This window comes from Kangiella koreensis DSM 16069 (assembly GCF_000024085.1).
Classification (GTDB): domain Bacteria; phylum Pseudomonadota; class Gammaproteobacteria; order Enterobacterales; family Kangiellaceae; genus Kangiella; species Kangiella koreensis.
In genome coordinates this window covers 1,947,255-1,968,291 of sequence record NC_013166.1, presented here as the reverse complement: position 1 = coordinate 1,968,291, position 21,037 = coordinate 1,947,255, and the positions used below count along the sequence as shown (strand labels likewise).

General features: G+C 43.8%; 17 protein-coding genes and 1 tRNA gene. 12 read left to right on the top strand and 6 right to left on the bottom strand.

All coding sequences use genetic code 11. From position 1 onward, the window contains the following. The first annotated feature begins 25 nt into the window (after nucleotides 1-25). The gene (locus tag KKOR_RS09135) at nucleotides 26-688 is read left to right on the top strand and encodes a class I SAM-dependent methyltransferase (RefSeq protein ID WP_015780836.1); all 663 of its coding nucleotides are present in this window, start codon (nucleotides 26-28) and stop codon (nucleotides 686-688) included. Here KKOR_RS09135 and KKOR_RS09130 read toward each other — a convergent pair. Further along, nucleotides 685-1,170 carry an RDD family protein gene (locus KKOR_RS09130; RefSeq protein ID WP_015780835.1) on the bottom strand — a complete coding sequence of 162 codons (486 nt, stop codon included), beginning with the start codon at nucleotides 1,168-1,170 and terminating at the stop codon, nucleotides 685-687. The two genes, KKOR_RS09135 and KKOR_RS09130, sit on opposite strands and share 4 nt — an antisense overlap. Nucleotides 1,171-1,323: 153 nt before the next feature. Here KKOR_RS09130 and KKOR_RS09125 point away from each other — a divergent pair, with 153 nt between their 5' ends. The 9 genes from KKOR_RS09125 (at nucleotide 1,324) to KKOR_RS09085 (ending at nucleotide 11,967) form a co-directional block, all read left to right on the top strand. Then, entirely contained in the window at nucleotides 1,324-3,120 is a 1,797-nt protein-coding gene (locus KKOR_RS09125; protein WP_015780834.1) for a DUF885 domain-containing protein, read from the top strand. 187 nt (nucleotides 3,121-3,307) lie between these two features. Then, nucleotides 3,308-3,778, top strand: a complete 471-nt coding sequence (locus KKOR_RS09120; protein WP_015780833.1) for a hypothetical protein — start codon at nucleotides 3,308-3,310, stop codon at nucleotides 3,776-3,778. 3 nt (nucleotides 3,779-3,781) lie between these two features. After that, nucleotides 3,782-3,994 (top strand): helix-turn-helix transcriptional regulator, encoded by a 213-nt coding sequence (locus KKOR_RS09115; RefSeq protein WP_015780832.1) that lies wholly within the window; start codon nucleotides 3,782-3,784, stop codon nucleotides 3,992-3,994. 161 nt (nucleotides 3,995-4,155) lie between these two features. After that, a complete protein-coding gene (locus KKOR_RS09110) occupies nucleotides 4,156-5,571 on the top strand; it encodes an alpha/beta hydrolase family protein (protein ID WP_015780831.1) in 1,416 nt (471 codons plus the stop codon). A 317-nt stretch (nucleotides 5,572-5,888) separates the two neighbouring features. Then, nucleotides 5,889-5,975 (top strand) — tRNA-Leu (locus KKOR_RS09105). Between the two features lie 182 nt (nucleotides 5,976-6,157). Continuing rightward, on the top strand, nucleotides 6,158-6,478 hold the full coding sequence (locus tag KKOR_RS09100; RefSeq protein ID WP_015780830.1) for a hypothetical protein: 321 nt from the start codon (nucleotides 6,158-6,160) through the stop codon (nucleotides 6,476-6,478). Nucleotide 6,479: 1 nt separating this feature from the next. Beyond that, entirely contained in the window at nucleotides 6,480-9,485 is a 3,006-nt protein-coding gene (locus KKOR_RS09095) for an immune inhibitor A domain-containing protein (RefSeq protein ID WP_015780829.1), read from the top strand. A gap of 516 nt (nucleotides 9,486-10,001) precedes the next feature. Then, the gene (locus KKOR_RS09090) at nucleotides 10,002-10,817 is read left to right on the top strand and encodes a lipase family protein (RefSeq protein WP_407635487.1); all 816 of its coding nucleotides are present in this window, start codon (nucleotides 10,002-10,004) and stop codon (nucleotides 10,815-10,817) included. A gap of 10 nt (nucleotides 10,818-10,827) precedes the next feature. Next, nucleotides 10,828-11,967 (top strand): DUF4785 domain-containing protein, encoded by a 1,140-nt coding sequence (locus KKOR_RS09085; protein WP_015780827.1) that lies wholly within the window; start codon nucleotides 10,828-10,830, stop codon nucleotides 11,965-11,967. Nucleotides 11,968-12,092: 125 nt separating this feature from the next. Here the strand turns inward: KKOR_RS09085 and KKOR_RS09080 are convergent, their stop codons facing one another. From KKOR_RS09080 to KKOR_RS09065, 4 genes are all read right to left on the bottom strand, one after another. Then, complete coding sequence (locus KKOR_RS09080) at nucleotides 12,093-12,776, bottom strand: gamma-glutamyl-gamma-aminobutyrate hydrolase family protein (RefSeq protein WP_015780826.1); 684 nt, start codon at nucleotides 12,774-12,776, stop codon at nucleotides 12,093-12,095. After that, complete coding sequence (locus tag KKOR_RS09075) at nucleotides 12,761-13,759, bottom strand: amidoligase family protein (protein WP_015780825.1); 999 nt, start codon at nucleotides 13,757-13,759, stop codon at nucleotides 12,761-12,763. The genes KKOR_RS09080 and KKOR_RS09075 overlap by 16 nt, the downstream gene beginning before the upstream one ends. 199 nt (nucleotides 13,760-13,958) lie before the next feature. Then, on the bottom strand, nucleotides 13,959-14,954 hold the full coding sequence (locus KKOR_RS09070) for a D-Ala-D-Ala carboxypeptidase family metallohydrolase (RefSeq protein WP_015780824.1): 996 nt from the start codon (nucleotides 14,952-14,954) through the stop codon (nucleotides 13,959-13,961). Between the two features lie 95 nt (nucleotides 14,955-15,049). Further along, complete coding sequence (locus tag KKOR_RS09065) at nucleotides 15,050-16,762, bottom strand: L,D-transpeptidase family protein (protein ID WP_015780823.1); 1,713 nt, start codon at nucleotides 16,760-16,762, stop codon at nucleotides 15,050-15,052. A gap of 279 nt (nucleotides 16,763-17,041) precedes the next feature. Here KKOR_RS09065 and KKOR_RS09060 point away from each other — a divergent pair, with 279 nt between their 5' ends. Further along, nucleotides 17,042-18,949, top strand: coding sequence for a GGDEF domain-containing protein (locus tag KKOR_RS09060; RefSeq protein ID WP_015780822.1), 1,908 nt, complete (start codon nucleotides 17,042-17,044; stop codon nucleotides 18,947-18,949). A gap of 81 nt (nucleotides 18,950-19,030) precedes the next feature. On the opposite strand, the gene KKOR_RS09055 is transcribed toward KKOR_RS09060, so the two are convergent. After that, nucleotides 19,031-20,023: an OmpA family protein gene (locus tag KKOR_RS09055; protein WP_015780821.1), complete on the bottom strand. Its 993-nt coding sequence runs from the start codon at nucleotides 20,021-20,023 to the stop codon at nucleotides 19,031-19,033. 296 nt (nucleotides 20,024-20,319) lie between these two features. On the opposite strand from KKOR_RS09055, the gene KKOR_RS09050 reads away from it, so the two are divergent. Next, nucleotides 20,320-20,970: a hypothetical protein gene (locus tag KKOR_RS09050; RefSeq protein ID WP_015780820.1), complete on the top strand. Its 651-nt coding sequence runs from the start codon at nucleotides 20,320-20,322 to the stop codon at nucleotides 20,968-20,970. The last annotated feature ends 67 nt before the right edge of the window (nucleotides 20,971-21,037 follow it).

The following is a 21,037-nucleotide window of genomic DNA, read 5'->3' as shown; positions in this document are numbered from 1 at the left end:
CAGACCTTCCTACTGAGACCTTATTATGCCTTCCTTACGTTTTCGTTACCAAACGATTGAATTTGGTGATCGTGGTGAAATGGATATTCACTTGCGAACCTTGCGTGACAAACAACAATTTTCCGATCGACAACAAGTTGCTGAAAATCTTGGGATTAGCTCAGCAAGCTGGCCGATCTTCGGAGTGGTCTGGGATTCAAGCCGCGTGTTGGCCGATATCATGCATGACTTTGATATTCAGGGTAAACGCATACTGGAAGTGGGGTGTGGTATTGGCTTGGCAAGTTTGGTTTTGAATAAACGTCGCGCTAACATCACCGCAACCGATTATCACCCTGAAGTTGAGAACTTTCTTAATACCAATGCCTTATTGAATAATGATGCAGTGATTCCTTTTGTACGCACTGGCTGGGCCGATGATGACTGTGGAATAGGGCAGTTTGATCTGATTATTGGCAGTGATTTGTTATATGAAGATGAACATGTTGAGCTTTTGTCAGACTTTATTGATCAACATGCCAAGCTACAGTGTGAAGTGATATTGATCGATCCGGGCCGTGGTCATCATGCGAAATTTAGCCGCAAAATGGTTGGCTTAGGTTATCAGCACACCCAAACTGCCGCGATACCCAATGAAGCCGTCGCCAAAGGCTATAAAGGTCAGGTTCTACGCTACGAGCGGAGTTAGTCTTTTTGCTTGTCAGGCAAGGCAACAACTCGAGTACCACTGAGCATGTCATGCCAACCGAGCTTTTTACTATTAAACAGACTAAGTAACATGCCAATGCCAAATACGGCCGTGACATCACGAAGCATCGCTTGCCCCAGTGTCACCGGTTTACCATTATTTTGTACCAGCATCAGTTTCCACGAACTCATGCCAACAGTTTGGCCAAAACGGACGTGTGAACCGACAAAGTAAAATAGAATTAAGAAGGTTGGTAGAACTGAGTAGATTTTATAGGTCAGTGTATCCTGCCAGCCGGTATCAATTTGCATGTCTTCAACGCCCAGCAACCAGCGGATCAACGGGAAAGTAAACAAACCCCATAAAAACCAGATGGCCACACAAATAAGCGCATCATAAAGCCAAGCTCCTAATTTCTTGGTCAGCGGTGCTGGTGTCGTGACTAATGGTTCTGATGCTGATGTAGACTTGGGTTTGGACATAGTAAAAGGCTCGTCGGTGATACCTATTTAAAGTGGCGCTAGTCTATCAAAAGCTACACTTTGACTCCATATCTAACATTCGTGGTTGTATCTGCTTTATCCAGCCAGCAAATCTTGCTATAAAAGGTGCACGAACATTTCTTGGTAATGATAATGAAACTAATTAAAGCCCTTTTTATTTCAACCATAATCTCCAGCAGTTTGCTAGTCAGCAGTATGGCCGTTAATGCTGGCGAAGATTACACCCAGTGGTTACATGAGTTTTTTGATAAGGTTGAAGAATACAATCTTAAGCAGAATCCTCTATGGGCCGCCAGTCGTGGCGATGAATCGGCCAAAGGCAAACTGCGTGATGTGAGTCCTGAAGCCTATGAGGCGCGCAAGCAGCAGTTGCATGAGCTGATAGATGAGTTGAATAGCATTAAGCGCTTTGATCTTTCCGCCGAGGATCAAATCAGTTACGACATGATGAAGTCGCAACTTGAACAGCAGGTTGCTGAAATTGATTTTAAGACTTATGAAATGCCACTTAATTCAGAATGGGGCTTTCATATTGAAGCAGCAGGTCTGGCGCAGCGAGTGAGTTTCAGAACCTATGAGGATTACGAAAATTACCTGACATTGTTGACGCAAATTCCAGGTTTCTTCCAGCAAAATATCAGCAACATGAAAGCTGGTCAGGCACGAGGTTTCAGCGTGTCAAAAGCTGTGCTGGAAGGTTATAGCGATGGAATTAAGGCATACATTAAAGATAGTGCTTCCGACACAGCCTGGTTTACACCCTTCAATAATTTCCCCAAGCACTTCACTGAAGAGCAGAAGCAGGGTTTGATCAAAAGGGTGACCACTATCATCGGTCAGGTGGTGATACCAGAGTATCAAAACTATCTGAAGTTCTTCGAAGAAGACTATTATCCAAACGCCAAGAAAACCATTGCTGCGTACGATTTTCCTGAGGGTAAAGCCTATTACCAGAATCAGTTAAAACTCTATACCACTTTGGATATGACGCCTGATGAAATTCATGAGATTGGTCTGTCAGAGGTTAAGCGTATTCGTGCTGAAATGGAGCAAGTTATAAAGGACAGTGGTTTCGAAGGTACTTTTGCCGAGTTTCTGGACTTCTTACGCACCGATCCGCAGTTTTACGCTAAAACTCCAGAAGAGCTGATCAAGGAAGCCTCTTATATCTCAAAACGCATGGATCATAAGTTGCCGCAATTTTTTGGCAAACTGCCGCGTCAACCCTACGGCGTTGTACCAGTGCCAGAAGCGATTGCACCAAAATATACTACCGGCCGTTATTCTGGCGCGCCTCTAGACAGCACTCGCGCAGGCGAATACTGGGTGAACACTTATGCATTGGATAAGCGTCCTTTGTATAACCTTGAAGCGCTAACCTTGCATGAAGCTGTGCCGGGACACCATTTACAAACCGCATTAGCTAAAGAGCTCGAGCACTTACCAAGCTTCCGCCAGAACACTTATATTTCAGCTTTTGGCGAAGGGTGGGGTTTATACAGCGAAAAGTTAGGACTTGAAGCTGGCTTTTACCAAGATCCCTATAGCAATTTCGGGCGTTTAACCTATGAAATGTGGCGTGCAATACGCCTAGTTGTTGATACCGGTATGCACACTAAAGGCTGGACACGTGAACAAGCCATCAAAATGATGGAAGAAAATACCGCGCTTTCAACTCATAATGTGCGCACCGAAATAGACCGCTATATCAGCTGGCCGGCGCAAGCACTGTCTTATAAGTTGGGCGAGCTGAAAATTCTGGAATTGCGAGCAAAAGCCGAGAAAGAGTTGGGGTCAGACTTTGATCTCCGCAAATTCCATGATGCTGTGTTAGCCAATGGCTCAATTCCATTAAGTGTCCTGGAAGATCAAATAGAGCAGTTTATTAAGGATGAGAAAGTGTTAATAGAGAAAAACCATTCGAAATAGGCGACCATTATCATCAGCCGTAATCTGTAACCTCAGAACCCAGCTTTAAAAGCTGGGTTTTTTTATGAGCAATGAAAAATACTTGACTTGGGCGTCAAAATTACCATAATGACACCTATGGGTATCAAAAAGGGTTGCTTGATTATCCTTTTGACACTTTCAATTCAACATTATGGAGAAATGATCAATGAAACAAAATAACTGTGCGGAAACGGTCGATAGGATGCAACGAGGTGTTGCCTGGGGCATGCTGCTATGTGGTATTACCTATTTATTCATCATTGCAGAAGAGTTAACTCCTAAGGGTACACTCAACAATGTACTGGATATGATTACCATGGGAGGGGTCGTCATTACTATGGCAGTCACCCTGGTTGCGATGTGGCCCGCCCTAAAACAAAAACTCGGTGGACAACTTATTGGACCAAAGGAACCAGAAGGTTTTGTGTCGGGGGCAATGCTAGTAAGTTTCAAGAATGGTTGGATAGTGACAACATTAAGCATCACAATATTATTAAGTTTCTCCTCTCGACTTGAGCTGCTGGAACTGCCCTTAAGGTTCTACTTTACTTCATTATTTGCCATTGCAGTTCTTTCTGCTAGCCTCAGCTTCTTCTGGCTTACTCGTGAGGATGATCTGGAAAACATGGAGGAGTAGATTATGCATCCCGAACTCGATAATAGAATCCGTGTGTTTAGAGCTGAGCATCGAATGAGCCAGGGTGAATTAGCCGAAGCAATTGGTGTTTCAAGAAAAACCATCAGCACCATTGAGGTTGGAAAATTCGTTCCTTCAACCATTATAGCCCTTAAAATTGCGGAGTACTTTAAAGTCCCTGTTGAAGAAGTATTCATTCTTAAATCTGAAGCTTAAGCACTAAGCTTCAGAGGAATTTTCTTGACGCTTTAGCGTTATACCTAATAGAAAGCTACCAATATAGAGTCATCAAAAAATATGGCTTAACGGGATTGGTGTGCTTAAAAAATGTCCTAGATGATTACTTTAGGACCTAAACAATTCATCCGGAGGACCTGATGAGACGTACGTATAAAGTATTAATGACAATTATTTTATTAACCATGTTGGGATCTAAAGCGCTACTGGCTAAAGAATCTATTGTAGGTGATTGGTCGGGGACTTTGGATATTCAAGGTACTCCAATGAGTTTGGTCTTCCATATCAAACAAGAAAACAATAATGAATATACCGCTACTATGGATAGTCCTGATCAAGGTGCGAGTGGTATCCAGGTATCAAAGGTAGATTTTAATAATAATGTGGTGAGACTTGAGGTTGCTATTGCTCAAGGCTTTTTTGAAGGAAAATTAAGTTCTGATGGAAAATCTATAGAGGGAAGCTGGGTTCAGGGTCATAATTTTCCGCTGGTCTTAAAGAAGAATCAAGAGCTAAAAGTACCGCAAAGACCTCAGGAGCCTAAAAAGCCATATCCTTATAAGTCGCAGGAGGTGTCTTACCCAAACACTGAAGCCGGTATTACTTTAGCGGGTACCTTGACTATCCCTCAAGGCAAGGGGCCATTCCCAGCGGCGATTTTAATTTCTGGATCAGGTCCTCAAGATCGTAACCAAATGATTATGGGACATAAGCCATTTTTAGTGTTGGCTGATCATCTGACACGTCAGGGGATTGCAGTGTTGAGATTTGATGACAGAGGTGTCGGAGAGTCCACTGGTGACTTTAGCCAAGCGACTAGTCTGGATTTCTCAACAGATGTTGAGGCAGGCTTAAAGTTTTTGCAAAGCCAACAGTTTATTGATGCCAAACGAATTGGCTTGATCGGACACAGTGAGGGCGGACTTATTGCTCCTATAGTTGCAGCAAATAACCAAGACGTTGCTTATTCCGTGCTAATGGCAGGACCAGGAATCAGTGGTATGGACATTTCGTTAGCTCAGGCTAGAGCTATATTGTCAGCTTCAGGCTTGTCTGAAGCTGGGATTGATGGGGCTGTTAGTTTGAATCGTGCTTATATAGAAACGCTATTGGATGAAAGTGCCACAAAGGAAATGATTCAGGGTTCTTTTGACCTTGCCTGGCAAGAATTAAGTCCATCTGTAAAAGAAGAGTTAAAGGCGATGGGCGGTCTTCAATTAACTGAGCAGCAGTTTGAGCTATTATTATCGCCTTGGTATCGTTATTTTGCTTTCCATAAACCCCAAGAGTGGTTACGGAAAGTTAAGTCACCGGTATTGGCTATCAATGGTGAAAAAGACTTCCAGGTTTTAGCTGATAGTAATTTAACTGCAATAGAGCAAGCTTTAAAAGAGGGCGGGAATACACGTTATGCGATTGTGAAATTCCCTGGGTTGAACCATCTGTTTCAAGAAGCTGATACGGGTCAAATGAATGAGTACGCTAGGATTGAACAAACTTTTTCTCCGGTGGCCTTAAACACTATTTCGGAATGGATATTAAAGAATGTAGAGTAAATGCTGTCCGGTAGTATTGCAAAAACAGTCTGTTAGTTTATAATGCGCCTCACTTTTGGGGCGCTGCCTCAATAAAAAGTTTAACGCCAGATGCTCATTTGAGAGAATGAAATTGGTACGACGAAGTACAGGATGTACAAGTGTCACGAAGGACAGGAGTCCGAGAGTGACCGACTAGTAGGCAAACTATATTCCCGATATAGTTTTGTATTCCTCACATCCATGTGAGTCAGATGCTAGGAGTAGTGCACACGGGAGTAGCGCAAAGCGCTACAAAATGCTTCAGAACAACTTCGAAGCTTACAAGCAGGTTTAACGCCAGAGTGGTGAAATTGGTAGACACACGGGATTCAAAATCCCGCGCCCTTAAAAGCGTGCCGGTTCGAGTCCGGCCTCTGGTACCACATCAAAAGCCCTTGTTTTTACAAGGGCTTTTTCTTTTATTGTCTCTTTTTGCGTATAAAATCCTCTAAAAGTATCGAAACTGTATGCATTTGTATCCAAGCTGCTGAGTTTGGTAAATCTACTTGAAGCCTTGGCTAAACTACTTTCTAATACTTAGCTTAGTTTATATTTAGGTAGACAAATGCGTACTTATTTGCCTCTAATTTGTTTATTGCTAGCCTTGAACCTTGTGGCTTGCAAGAGTGATGTTCAGTCTGAAGTTGAGGTGCTTGAAGAGCAGCAAGCTACTGACTCGAAACTACAATTCAATCCACACAAAGGCCCCGTTCAACCTATCTGTAGCGCTCCCGCTCCAATTCAAGATATCTGGAAACTTGAGCCGATGCTTATTGATAAGGGCTTAATTACTGAGAGTATGGATAAGGAACAACGGGAAACTGTCATTAGAGAATATATTAAAAAGAAAAATTCAGCATACGATCAATGTTTAAAAGGTAGTTAAGATGAAGCACTCAGTTATTTATAGTTTATTTGCTCTTGCGCTTGCCACTCCAATGGCTCAAGCCGCCAAGGAGTCAGCTACACCAAAAGATCCAGCTTTGGTTAATCATGAAAGAATTTTATACTGGCTTGAAAAGCGTGGTGAGATTAAGGCTAATGCCAGCGAGTCTGAAAAAGAACTGGCTGTGAAACAGTACCTGGGCAACAGTTTGAGTATTCGGCCCAAGCAGCCCGCTTTGGTGGTTAACAGCTTAAAGCAAAAACGCCAGTCGGTTATTAAAGGTGTTACTACGGAGCAAAAAACGATTAACAACAAAACTGTTAAAGTTCTTGCCGTATTAATCGACTTTCCAGACTTAGCACATGATGATAATCAACTAAGTTCTGACGATACAGATATGTTCTACAGTTCATACCCAGTATCGCACTACCAAAATTTAATGTTTTCACCATCAGGCTTTACAGGGCCTTCTGGTCAAAACTTGGAATCAGGTTATAACTTTTACCAGGATGAATCTGGCGGCACTTTCTACTTCGAAGGGACGACCTATGGCTGGGTAACTGCTGATAATAATGCCGCTCATTATGGTGAAAATGATGTGGATACTGAGAATGATAAGAATGTTACAGCACTCGTTAAAGAGGCGGTTACCAAGGCTGTGCAGGAGCATGGAATTAATCTTGCTGACTATGACTTAGAAGATCCTTATGACTTAGATGGTGACGGTAATATTGCAGAGGCGGACGGCCTTATTGATCACGTCATGATTTATCACTCAAGTGTTGGTGAAGAAGCCGGTGGTGGTGTATTAGGAGATGATGCTATTTGGTCGCACCGTTTCTTTGTTGATGGACAGCAAGGCGGTTATCCCATTCCTGGTACTAGTAAAAACTTATTTGGTTACACTATTCAACCAATTGATGCAGCTACCGGTGTTGTAGTCCATGAGTTCGGTCATGACCTAGGCCTGCCTGATGAATATGACATAGACGGTTCTGAAGAGGGTTCACCGGTCGGTATCTGGTCAGTTATGGCCTCGGGTAGCTGGGTGGGAAGCCCTGCCGGTACCAAGCCTACTGGTTTTAGCCCCTATGCTCGCTCATTCCTACAAGCAACTTATGGTGGTAACTGGATCGATGAATTGGCTGTGAACCTTGATGAACTAATGGGTGCTTCGCAAGATGTTGATTTAGTAGAAGCCTCTGATCATTCTGGAACTTATAATCAAATCAGAGTCGATCTTCCAGCCCCTCTTCTTGACTTTATGCCCCCGTATACAGGTTCATATCAGTATTACTCAGGCAAAGGTGATATGAAGTCCAACAGTATGAGCTTTACCGTTGACTTACCAACAACCGGAACTCTTGAGCTGAGCATGAAGGCTCATTGGGATATTGAGGTTGATTGGGACTACCTTCTAGTAAAAGCCAATGGTAATGCGCTGGCTGGTAATCATACAAAGGTGACTAATTCTGAACATCCAAGTGTTACTAACTTTATCACTGGAACATCTCTCGATGTTGCTGGTGCTGAGGGCACTGAGGGCTGGGTTAACTTGATTTTTGACGTGACAGCCTACGCCGGTCAGAGTGTAACTTTCAGTTTGAACTATGAAACAGACCAAAGTGTTGGTGGTTATGGTTTCGTTGCCGATGATATCGCTGTTAAACAATCTAGTGCTACGATCTATACCGATGGTGCAGAAACAGATAACGCTGTAACTATGGACGGTTTTTCTCGAGCGTCTGATAAAGCTCCTGGCTTGCCACAAAACTATTGGATTCAGCTAAGAAGCCACAATGGGCGTGATGCAGGTTTTGACAATACATTTAACAGCCCGGGTGTTTTAGTTTGGTTTAGTAATGAAAATTACAGCGACAACAAGGTCGGAGATACTGAAGACGGCCACCCTGGTTATGGCTTCACAGGTGTTGTTGACGCTGATCAAAATATTATTATGGATGGCTCAAATCCAGGTAGCACCCTGACTCAAATTCGAGATGCGGCATTTAGCATTTATAATCAAAAGTCGACTAGTAGCGATAATCATTTAAGCGCGAATCCAGTATTTTATGACTCAAATGATTACTCATCTCCAGAGCAGCCAGCTTCAGGGCTTGTGTTGCCTGAGCACGGTTTCAAGATGGAAGTGATTGAGCTAGCATCTAACTCTAGCACCGCAACGGTTAAACTAAGTGTTGCGCCTCTAGAGTTAACAGCGGGTTTTGAATATCAACGCAATTTCCGAGAAGTTTCTTTTATTAATCAAACTGCGGGCGGAACTCCTGATTATACTTACGAGTGGGACTTTGGTGATGGTTCTGCAATCTCTTCTGAACAATCTCCAGTTCATACTTACGCTACAAGTGGAAGCTATACAGTTACATTGACCGTTACTGATCAGGACAGCACTGTTACCCAGACTGAGAAAGAGGTAACCATAGCTGAAGAGCTTTCTGTTGACTTTAACGAAACCATTAGCAACGCCTCAATTGATCTACAGGCTGTTATTGCAGGTGGTGTGGAAGATTACACTGTAGAGTGGGATTTTGGCGATGGCAATCAAGGAACGGGGGGGAGTGTAAACCACTCCTACGGATTAACCGGAACCTATACTATCAGCATGACAGTCACCAGTGATGATAATCAGCAAGCTCAAACAAGTAAGCAAGTTAGCATTGTAGCGCCTCTAAATGTGAACTTTACATCTAACCGAAATAACCTGACTGTAGCATTTTCAAGCACAGCAACAGGTGGTGACGGTAGCTATACCTATGAGTGGGACTTTGGTGATGGCAGTAGCAGTACAGCGAAAGAGCCTTCGCATGACTATTCTGAGGCAGGTACCTATGACGTGACTTTTAAGGCAACTGATGGAGCCGGTGTAGAAAAGGAAATAACTAAATCGGTCACAGTAACTTCGCCCCCATCAAGTGGTGGCGGTGGTGGTAGCATTAACTGGTTGCTGCTTATGTTGCTAGGCTTAGTTTTATACAGAAGACGTTAATACCACTTAAGTTTTACAGCTCCAACGAAGAAGCCGTGCTTATGCGCGGTTTTTTTGTCCATATGATTAGTGACCCAAATCACAAAATGATCAAATTCATAAGTCATTAATGACTTGCTATAACGCTTTTCGAGCGAGTTACTTCTGCTAATGGCTTATTAATTTAAATTAGTTGTTTGAATATGGTCGCGATTATTTTAATCGGCCGTTTGAAATTGGCTGGAATCCCGTTAAGTAACAATGAGTTATATCTATCTTTCGGTATGAAAGTCTTGCCTCACTTCGTATCTCCGTGTTTAAAACTAGTGTTTTTTACAATTAGTAAAACTGATGCTATAACCTTCTTGCCTTATAAAAACTAATTCAAGGCAAAGAGAGGAATGCTTGTAGCCCTGCACTAACTATAAAAAGGCTATAAGTGTGCAGTCAGCTTAAAAACCTAGGGGGTAGCATATGCTGAAGATATCTTTCCTAAACAAGTTGTTGTTGGGGGCGTCTTTGATTGGCGGTTCCTTTATGGCAGCTTCCGCGAGTGCCAATGTCGGCGTTGCTTTTGTTCATGGCACAGGCCAGCAAAGCGATGCCTATAACGATTACTGGACCGGCTCGATGATTCAATCGGTCATTCAGGGGCTTCCAAACTCAAGTAATTACACCGTCATTAACTGTGACTTCACTCAATACATGTGGGACAGCCGTGCGTCAGGTTGTTTGGCCGGCCAACTCACTAACTTCATCAACAATAAAGGCATCACCCAGATGACCCTGATCACCCATTCTAATGGTGGTAATGTGGTTCGCTGGATTCTGTCCAATCCAACCTGGGATAGCCGTTTCCCCAATATCATCAATAAGACTAAAGAGGTGATTGCCTTAGCTCCATCAAGTGGCGGCACGCCTTTAGCCGAAGCAGTATTAAGCGGTAATGCTTTCGAGCAATCGCTTGGCTGGTTGTTAGGCTACCAGAATGATGCGGTTCGTATGCAGCAGGAGTCCTGGATGGCGAGTTATAACGCTAACTGGTTATACGGTACAGCAGGGCGTCCAAGCCTACCTAAGCCTTTTGTTAATGTTGTGGGCACCGATGTTGAGTCAGCGATCTGGGATGGTGACAGCTATTGCGGAGGCTACTCGCAAAATGTGGGTCTTGAATTCACGCAAAATTGGCTAGATAGCTGTTCTGACGGTTTCCTGAATTGCAGTTCACAAAGTGCAGCCGGTTCAGTTTGGTTCTATGACAAATGGTACACCAAAGGTGGTGAGCCGCTCAGTCACGCGCAAAGCCGTCGCAATTGTTTCTACTTAGATTCATACCTACGTAACCGTATTTAAGGAGCCCGCCATGAAGAATATCGTATTAATTACTTCAACAACGCTGGCTCTTGTCTTGAGTTCAGCGGTTAACGCCAACACTAATACCAGAAATACTGATGCCGCAAGCTACAGCTTTTCCATTGGTGCAGATAGCAAGTTTGCCATCACTCAAAGCCAGCATATCCCTGCAACGCAAAGCCGCGAATACAGTCTGGACGTCAATGGTCAATCATTACAACGCGGTGTGTCATTAACCACCAGCGCGCCAGGTGCTTTGGTTCGTATCTCAGCCGCAGATGGCCGCTCAGCCGTTGAGCCACAGATGATGAACATCAGCCAGAAGGGGGGCAAAAGCTTCGCAAAGGGTAGCGGTTTCGACATGCTGGTCGATAGCAACTCCATGCAAGCTCAAGGTATCGGTTTCCAACGTGGAACAACCGGCTTTAAGCTCGCTGATGAGTTAGGTAAAGGTGAATTTACTTTGCAAACTAATCAAAAGATCAACCCGAATGGCAAATACCTCATCAATGTGTTCGAGAAAAATAGCGACACTGCTTTATATCTTAAATCAAAAAGTGGCAGCTACTTCAAAGGCGAAACTTTGAAGGTTGATGCTCAAGTTTTCGACCAAGGTCAGGCGCAAACTATCCGCAACATTAAAGGACAGCTAGTCTCACCAACCGGTCAAAGCTATCCAGTGATTTTCAAAAAATCAGGCGATGGCTATCAGGTCAAAATGCCTATGAAAATGGCGGTGGATAATGTTCCTGGTGCTTTATGGGAGCTACACACCGAAGTCAAAGCTCATGTAAACGGGAAATTGGTTCAACGTAATGGTCGCGTACCTTTCTCTTATGACCAGATGACCGCATCAGCAGGCAGCAATGTACAAGTCGTCGGTGGCGACAAGAACCTTAAAGCTATGGTTCCTGTTAGTGTCAAAAAAGACAGCCGTTTTGAAGTGCGTGGCGTATTATACGGTACTGATAAAGTGGGCAATATGAAACCTATCATGGTGACGCATACTGCGGATAACCTAAGCCGTGGTGCCGGTCAAATCACGATGGAGTTCGACTCAAGTATCTTAGCGAAGAGTGGCTTGAGCGCACCTTATGAGCTGAGAAATGTTGAGCTACGAGATCAAAGCCAGATGGCAATTCTAAAATAGTAACTTATGTTTTGATTAATTCAGGCAGCTTCGGCTGCCTTTTTTTTGTCTGGATGAATTATTTACAAGCAGCAGCCTTGTTTAATATCGAGAGGTTTCTGTCGTTATTTTTTGGAGTGTCAGGGTTAATTGTTAACGGCATTTTTTACCACGGCTTTAAAGAAAGCTCGCTGTGATTTCATATAAATCAAAAACTCGGGGTGCCATTGTACCCCCAGCACAAAAGGTATAGCAGGTGCTTCAATCGCCTGAACAATGTCATCCGCATCTCTGCCGGTAACGATCAAATTATCACCGATCTTATCAATACCCTGATTGTGCAGGCTGTTAATTTTAGAAGGATCACTTCCGGTAATTGAAAGGAGCAAGCTGTCGCTTGCCTCTTCGGTATCTGCTTTATATAACGTTTTAAGTGGAAAAATGGTCCATCTGTTTGAGGTTTTTTTTCGATGCAGATGCAGCTGCTGAAACAGTGTTCCGCCACAAGCAACATTAAGCAGTTGCGCTCCCCGGCATATTCCTAGCAACGGCAGGTTTCGCTTCAAGGCATCTTTAATGATTTTCATTTCAAAGGCATCGCGAGCGCTATCGTATTTGGGTTCGACTTCCGGCTCGGTAGCATACAACACAGGCTCAACATCATGCCCGCCAGTGATCACCACTCCATCATATTCATGTTGAGCTTGTTCGTCACCCGGGCGTAGCTGTAGCGGGCGCCCACCATAGAAGCGAACTGCCCAGGCAACCAGTAATCTGGGACCAAAAGCCCCTTTATTGGGTCCTGTAATCGCAATTACCGGTTTAGCCACTGTTCCTCCACTGTCTTATACCAATCACTAAAGAGTCGCTTCCAGGGGCTACGCAGATAATTGCTATAAGCCTGGCAGCAAGCTTGCAAGCGGCTTTCATCGGCAGCCAGCCGTTCAACTTCAACCCAATCGTTCCATGCTATATATATTCCCCATTTCGGGTTATCAATGTCACAGTCAGGTAATCGATAATGGAAAGTAGGGCGCGCCTTAATCAGTTCATCGTTCGTTTTATCCAGTACCCGCTGCTTATCGAGAAGCTTAAACAACGGCAACATATCCAGGGCACGGTTACGAGTGGGGTTATCAATCAGGTAGTCGTCAATCAGATCCGCACGATCAGGCCAATAATCGGTTTTGATGACTTTCTTAACATAGGCCGCAGGAAAGGGATCGACATAGCTGGTTATCCATCGCGTAAGGTCAATATCTGCACGCTTGTACAGCCAGTCATAAAGGCACATAAAAGCTTTCAAACAAGCGGTAATATGTTGTGCTTCGTGACTGGCCAACTCAGGATTAAGTTGCATACCGAAAGCATTGACAGGACTATCCGCTGTACCTTTAGCACCTTTACCGCGTAAAAATATAACCAGCTCTTCAACTTCTTTTAATCTGTCCAAAGGCAGAGGTGGGCTGATGATTTCTACCGGCACCAGCGCTTTTGCCGCCCATGCCAATAACTCTTCCGATGAGCGATTGACCTTGTCTGCAAATGTTTCGTCAGACAGCTGTTCGCGGCCCATTTTTTTTATCAGAGCGTAGTCTAATTCGACAGTCCACTCACCAGCACTATCGCCCTCTAAAGTTCGCACATAGCGACCATCAGAGGAGGTCGTGAGATTAAAGTGACTGGCAACCAGTGAAGCCATTTCGTCAAGTTCAAGCCCACTCACTTCAAGCTCTACGCCAATGCGACGGGCATCGCCATCGGCATTCTCAAGCCAGGGCGGTGATTTTAATTGTCGATCTGCATCAGGCATTCAATATCCTTGAATAAGTGTCGGTAATAATGATTGTCATCAAGTTACTTTATACATACCACAAAGCATTGGCTTTCCACAAACTTACCGGATGAGAGTGAATATGGTTAATAGAAATATTGGACACCAGCAAACTTCGCAACTGTTCTTGCAATAAAAAAGGCCATCAACTGATGGCCTTTAAATTAACCAATTATAACTAGATTCCCCAGCGCGCTTTGGTGCCTCTCACATCAACGTGTACGAATGGGCCGCGTACGGCGTTAGGCTTATAGACGCCGATGCCGCCAATAAGATCATCGCGATGGTCGTGAGTCTCTGGGTTATTAGCAAACTCATATAGGCGAAACGCATCTTTTTCATTCACTTTGCCATCGCCATTGATGTCATCCATTCTACCGTTGGCCAGAGTATCAATAAAAATATCCGATGCATCACCGTAAACATGGCGGCTGTTGGCGACGTTGCCGATGGCTTTGTTATAGGCTGGTGTGCGGTAGCCGCTCATAATGACAAAGCTATCGGTACGGATTCCTTTATCATTCACATCGGTCAGTAGGTTTTCCAAATTTTCCAGCAGGTTCTGTCTTAGTACCATGTACTTGGGGAAGCCACCTGGCTGCTTGCATAGAAATTGTCCCAGCGTAAAGTGCGGGGTGATTTTGGTGGCCATGTTCTCTGCTGTGACTTCAATGAAACCTTTCGGCGCTGCGTAGGTAGGCAAGCCTTTTAATGGCTTCGGGTAAGTACCAATCTTGTAGCCGTTGAGTACGCCATTTTTCATTTCAGAAGCAGGGCGCAATACAAAAACGGATACTGAAATCTGATGACCAGTTTCTGCGTCAGTGGTTTCCAATGCATAAAGCCCCGGAGCTTTGGGAGCCTTCCACTTTAAATCACCTTTGTTCCAGTTTAGTGTCAACCACTGTTGCTCAACCTGAACTCGGCTGGACAATTGCTCACGGCTCGACTTTAACTGTAATGTTTGTTCCGGCATTACGGTATGAAAAAATATGTTGTAGGGAATACCTTTGTTATTAACGGTTAGATCAAACTGGGCTTTACCGCTTTGATAGTCCTTTACCTGGGTAACTGCCTGGCTTAGATTCGGGGTTAAGATGATTAGGCTAGCGATTAGCAATAACGCCATCATCAATCGCCCTTTGTACAAGTCATTCAGTAAAATCTTTGGCACATAAACTCCTTCACTGATTACAGTGAACTAAATATAAAAACAAAATTATGCCCTAGACCGTCCAGTTGGCCCTTTGAAGTGTAGTCCTTTGGGGGTTAGCGCAAGAGAATTCTTGTCGCTGGTTGCTGTAGTGCTTGATACAGTTTTGTATCACGTTGATATATGTCTGCTCTGAACTGAATCGTCTGATCCAGCCCCCAATAAGCGGTTCGATATTCCAGTCTTATTGGCACAGGCGACGTTAAGCTTATCGTATTTGTATGTTTTTTGTTCAATTGATTTTCTATATCGATATCGCTGAATCCATTAGTTCGTAGGATCCACCATAATAAATCTAAAGGTCTCTGAATCCGAATGCAGCCTGAGCTAAATGCTCTTAACTCATTGTTAAATAATGACTTATCAGGTGTGTCATGGAGGTAAACTTCATATGGATTGGGGAACATGAACTTAACCTGGCCGAGTGCATTTCCGCTTCCCGGAGCCTGCACTAAACGATAGGGAAAGTTTGCTCTTGTGACCTGAGCCCAGTCAATTCGGGTAGGATCTTCGATTTTGAAGTCCTGCAAATAGACACTAAATTGGTTATCGAGCAGGTATTGAGGGTTTTGCTGGATTAGCGGCAGCTTATCTTTGGTTGCCAGTTCCCAGGGCACCACCCAGGTTGGATTCAGTACCAGGTACTGAATTTTTTCTTCAAATATCGGGGTTTTACGTTTGAGCTGTCCCACGATTACAGGCATCCTGAGTCTGACTTCGCCATTCTCTAGGGCTAATAGTTCAAAGCTGGGAATGTTCACTTTAATTAATCGGCTGGCTGGCTTAAGTTCATGCCAGCGTATTTGTTCTAGATTGACCACCAGCTGCTCGATCCGTTGCTGTGGTGTGATATTTAAGGCCGCTATGGTCTTTTTACCCAGAACACCATCTGCTACCAGTCCGTGGCGTAACTGAAAATGCTCAACTGCACGGATTAAGCCATCCTCATATCTCATTGGGAAGGGCGCTAAATATGCCCAGTCTGCGGGCAGATCGCCCCAAAACATCAATCGTACAGCGATGGCCTCTAAGCGAGGATCTGCCATCTGCGGTTTAATTGAAGGTTGTAAGTCAATCGCAGGCCAAGGCGATACGGTGCGACTTCTCAACTCTGCTAGATATTTTCTAAGCTCAATGTACTCCTGGGAGCTGGGTGCAAGCGCTCTGAAGTAGTCAAAAAGGTTCGGCATATTGACTGCTTTGGATAGAAGCTCAGAAAGATTGATAGCAGGTTTGGTGACTTCAGTATCCTTGAAAATGAGGTTTGGGTTAACTTTTCCAATTTGCAGGTGTTGAGACAGTGTTAGAATTGCATCGCTTTGCAGCAAATCGCATTCGGCCACCAATTCAAGTGTGGGAATTTGGCAGCGCTCCATCAAGGTCTGAAAGTGGTAATCATTGGCTAACAGACCGTGCCAATGAATCTGCTGTAAATAGGCCAAAAGCTCCTGCAATGGATCCTGGTCGCGATATAGCGGATTCCAAAGACGCCTAAAGCCTCTGAAGCTGTAGAAATTATAGAGAGTGGTGCTATTAACAAGCGCAACACCCAATTGAGGCAGGTGCCCATTTTGTTTGTGGAACTCAAGCTTGGCTCTAATCTCCGTGTCGGCAGTGGAGTCATAAGCAGCGTTAATGTCAGGTTCTAACAATAGGTACGGAGGCGTTTCAGCTGATAGCGTCTGGCAGTAAATACCCGCTACACAGAAAACGGATACTTTAATATAAAAGTAACAGCGTCTAATGCAACCCAACGGCCAAAACCACATAACAAACTCCAGTTAACAATAAGCATCCTAGCTATTGTTCAGTATAGAACTATTCTGGTTGTTTTTCGAACAGACACAGGACTCATTTCGTAAAAAATTGGTTCGGAGCAGAATTGAAATTAGATGAGTTAATATAGTGGGAAGTGGAAGAGTATTTGCCAATGCACTTATGAACTTCAGGACTCTAAAAGCCATTCGATAACCACCAGCTCAGAAACTAACTGCATTATGATTTAGAACATGCTAATTTAGTTTCAATCTTTATGAGTAGCTAACTGCATGGATAGACGGAATCAAGACAGGCGATTAAGAGCACGCGAGAAGCTGACAACCGCGCTTCTGGTTCATATCAGTTTATGGGCGCTGTCGATTGTGATTCTGGCATCTATCGTGACCTTTCTTACTACCTACCAATCTACTCGCGAACAATACATCCAGTTATTAAAGCAGGGTATAGCGCCTAAGCTTGAAAAGAAGCGCTGGCAGTTTGATCAGGTGCAATCCCAGGCAGATATTCTCGGCGAACAATTTTTAGAGCGCTACCAACAACTAATGGCAAACCCGGAGGCAAGTATTGCTGCTTTTGATAAGTGGTATGAAGAAACCTCACCCGGTGTTTTGCGTCTTAAAGCTGAGTTCAATCGTGGTAGGGCTGTTGATTTTGACCTGTTCGAAGATATTTCCACGTTTGCAGGCCTTCGCAAGCATCCAATTGACGATGAGCTGAAAGTTCGCATCATTGCCGCCCAATATACCCTGAATGAATTAGGCCCAGCTTGGCAGCACCAGGTTGCTAACAGTCATTTTTCTTTCCCAGAAAATATCATCGTCATGTATTCGCAAAAAGAGCCATGGGGTCTGCTCGCTGATAAAGATTTGGTGATAACTGACTTTTCGGTGGTGAAATCAACCTTGCAGGAATTTAATCCTGACCGTGAGTCTTTATGGACGGGCTTGTATTACGACATTTCTGCTGACTTCTGGGCCATAACCTATCAAAAGCCGGTAGATTTGAATGGTAAGCATCTGGTCAATGCCAGCTTTGATGTAGGGCTCTCGAATTTGTTGCAAGAGCTTATTGAAAAGAAGCAACCCAATTCAGAGCACCTTGTGTTGAACAACAACGGCGGATTAATTGCTGCATCAAACATGTCTATGAGTGCGCTGAATACCCATCAGGTTTTGACACCGGATAACTATCAGGAACCATTGTATGAAGCTATTTTTCGGCTACTACAGGAACAACCGGATTTAAAAGACGGTATGGTTTTAGATGAAGGGATTGAAGAGCATCTTGTTATCGTCAATAAGACCGAAAGTCTTAATTGGTGGTACTTCACCGTCTACCCACGATCAGAAATTCAGAAACAGGCGATTATCTTCCCACTCAAGTTAACTCTGGCTGGCATCGCACTCGTCGGATTGATTTTATTAATGGTCTATTGGCGGATTAGGGCGGAGGTTTCAAAGCCTTTGCGTATGGTGGCAAAGGTCGCCTCAATGATGGGCTCAAAAAACTATGAAGATGTTGTTTCTAGCGATATCGCCGACTCGAAAACACATGGTGAAGTGCGAAGAGCTATCGAAGCATTCAAGACCATGGCCCAGCGATTTATCGGAGCCCAACATGAACTCGAAGCTAAAGTTGAGCAAAGAACAGCAGAGTTGGCACAGGCTAATCGAAGATTGGAAGAGCTGGCTCATTCGGATGGACTGACAGGCTTACTCAATCGCCGTTCCTTCGACCGGGATCTTGACGAAGTTATCAGGACACCGGAAGAACGCTACGTACTGGCCATTGCCGATATCGACGACTTTAAACTCTACAATGATAACTACGGCCATGAAGCAGGTGACAATGCATTGAAAGCGGTTGCTGCATTCTTGATCAATAAATCAAGCGGTAAGTGCTATCGCTATGGTGGGGAAGAGCTGGCAATCTTGTTGAAGCTGGGTCAGCTTGAAGACATTGAGTCAGAGTTGGAGTCAATCGTTCACGGTATTAATGATCTGCAGATCAAACATGACTACGGCAAGAAAGGCGGTGATTTTCTTTCGATCAGCATCGGAGCCGCAGTTATAGCAGCCAACGATTCACCGCAACAGGCTATTAAGCGCGCTGACCAACAGCTGTATAAAGCTAAAGCCGCTGGTGGGAATCTGGTTTACTTTTCCTCTTCCCCTTAAGCGCAAAGATAAAAGGCCACCTAGAATTGCTTAAGAAGCTGGTGACCTTTGTTGTTTCTTTTTTTTTACTTGTGAAAATTGCTATTGCTTAACAAGTTCCACTCGTCTATTTTTCGCGCGTCCCTGTTCCGCTTTATTACTCGCCACAGGTGCGGCATAGCCAACTCCCCAAGGCTTTAAGCGAGCAGCATTAACACCATAATCACTAACCAAAGCTTGTTTAACGGATTCTGCGCGGCGCTTCGATAAGTCAATGTTATAGTCGAAATCTCCCTGGTTATCGCTATGGCCAACGACTAATAATTTTAAGTCAGGGTTGTCTTTCAATAGTTTGGCGATTTCATCTAAAGTCGGCTTGGATTCTGCTTTAATGCTTGCCTTATTCGTATCGAAGTACAAGCCATACAAGGCGACTTTTCCGTTCAAGTCTATCTCTTGTGCCATCTCACTGGCCTTTACCATAACCACTTTACTTTCTTGTGCTTTTTCCTCAACCACATCAACTTGCGCAAACACTCGTTCACTGGTGTCCTCGCTGTTAGTACGAGCATTATGGATGACATGTAGTGAGACATAAGCATCGCCTTCTGGGCGTGAAATTTTAGCCACTAAATAACGAGTTTTATCATTCTGAGCATTACCAAAAATCAGGGTGAAAACACTATAGCCGGGAGCAACATATTTGAAATTATTACCACTGCCTTGAGTGGTGCAGGATTCTGGCCCACTATTACCGCTACACTCAAAAACGATGTCGGCATTGTTATTCGTTAGAGCATCTTTATACGCCCGAAAGACTGCCAGACTACTGGTTCCTTTCGGAGCCCGGTAAGTTATTCGTGTTAATTTTCCTTCCTTGGTGACCATATGCTTAGCATTGTCTTTCTTTACTCGTGACGTTAAAGGTTCAACAATAAACTGAAATTCATCAAAATTACTGTAGCTATATTCAATGATTTCAGCGCCTTCAAAACGTCCTGTTAAGGGGTGATCTTGAGCATTCTCAACATCAGCTGCATGGCTTCCAACTGTCCAGCATAATATACTTAGGGTTATTGCAAATATACGTATCATTTCATGACTCCTTTACGCTAATTCCGTTCTTTATTCTTGATTTGTCCAAAACTTAAGGCTCTAAGACAACCCATAACCTATCAAAATAGAACCTCAAAAACAGGTACAAAGACTCATATAATACTATTGATTCAGCCTGATAACCCCCTACTAGGGTATTGCACTGAGGGATGTTCTAATTTTGTGCAAACAACGGCACATCGTTAGCCTGCAGTTTTATGATAAAATCAAGCCCGAAATTAAGTATAGAAATATAGACGTAAACAACCAAGCCTATAATAAAAAGGAGTTTAACTATGACGAAATACAATCGTTTTATAAATAAGCAATCCGGTATATCTTCTTCAGCTATTATCACTATCATTGCAGTTGCCGCAATTGGTGCAGGCGTTACCTACTATGCACTCAGTAATGACAGCTCACCGGAAATGGATAATATCAGTGTTGCGAAAAGCACCGAATTATCGAAGCAAGAAAGCTTAAAACAAGACATTTCCGAACAAACAACGCAACCCAGCCAAGTGGTTAATGAAACGCCTAAAGTGTCGGTAGACGCTGAAACTTTTTGTACTCAGCTTGCTGAGGTAGGGAAGGTTTTTAATAAAGAATATAGCGGTGGCAGAGTGAGAGAAAATGCCTCATTTGGTCCAAAGGCTGCCTGCTCCTGGAATGGTCCATCGGTTACCGTCTTTTTTGGAGAAAATTCTTATCACCGAATGAGCACTGGGTTTGGTTCGGAAATAAATGAGGATTATGAAGGACTCGACTTTCCTGCCTTTAAAAAAGAAACCTCAACCACTACCGTTGGTTATGAGATAGGGGTTAAGTCAGACAAAGGTTGGACAATTGCGATTAGCGACGGACGAGGGCTTAAGCAGAGTTTAACCAAAGAGCAATACAATAAGATCGCAACTATTGTGAATGAGTCATTGAATAAGAATTATTAAGGAATCACCGAAGGTTTTATTTTCTATGCATTGCCAGAGAGTGGTAATGCATAGGGACTTCAAAAAA

Coding starts and splice junctions, on each gene's coding strand:
- KKOR_RS09135 (WP_015780836.1), top strand. CDS start 26: ATGCCTTCCTTACGTTTTCGTTACCAAACGATTGAATTTGGTGATCGT.
- KKOR_RS09130 (WP_015780835.1), bottom strand. CDS start 1,170: ATGTCCAAACCCAAGTCTACATCAGCATCAGAACCATTAGTCACGACA.
- KKOR_RS09125 (WP_015780834.1), top strand. CDS start 1,324: ATGAAACTAATTAAAGCCCTTTTTATTTCAACCATAATCTCCAGCAGT.
- KKOR_RS09120 (WP_015780833.1), top strand. CDS start 3,308: ATGAAACAAAATAACTGTGCGGAAACGGTCGATAGGATGCAACGAGGT.
- KKOR_RS09115 (WP_015780832.1), top strand. CDS start 3,782: ATGCATCCCGAACTCGATAATAGAATCCGTGTGTTTAGAGCTGAGCAT.
- KKOR_RS09110 (WP_015780831.1), top strand. CDS start 4,156: ATGAGACGTACGTATAAAGTATTAATGACAATTATTTTATTAACCATG.
- KKOR_RS09100 (WP_015780830.1), top strand. CDS start 6,158: ATGCGTACTTATTTGCCTCTAATTTGTTTATTGCTAGCCTTGAACCTT.
- KKOR_RS09095 (WP_015780829.1), top strand. CDS start 6,480: ATGAAGCACTCAGTTATTTATAGTTTATTTGCTCTTGCGCTTGCCACT.
- KKOR_RS09090 (WP_407635487.1), top strand. CDS start 10,002: ATGGCAGCTTCCGCGAGTGCCAATGTCGGCGTTGCTTTTGTTCATGGC.
- KKOR_RS09085 (WP_015780827.1), top strand. CDS start 10,828: ATGAAGAATATCGTATTAATTACTTCAACAACGCTGGCTCTTGTCTTG.
- KKOR_RS09075 (WP_015780825.1), bottom strand. CDS start 13,759: ATGCCTGATGCAGATCGACAATTAAAATCACCGCCCTGGCTTGAGAAT.
- KKOR_RS09065 (WP_015780823.1), bottom strand. CDS start 16,762: ATGTGGTTTTGGCCGTTGGGTTGCATTAGACGCTGTTACTTTTATATT.
- KKOR_RS09060 (WP_015780822.1), top strand. CDS start 17,042: ATGGATAGACGGAATCAAGACAGGCGATTAAGAGCACGCGAGAAGCTG.
- KKOR_RS09055 (WP_015780821.1), bottom strand. CDS start 20,023: ATGATACGTATATTTGCAATAACCCTAAGTATATTATGCTGGACAGTT.
- KKOR_RS09050 (WP_015780820.1), top strand. CDS start 20,320: ATGACGAAATACAATCGTTTTATAAATAAGCAATCCGGTATATCTTCT.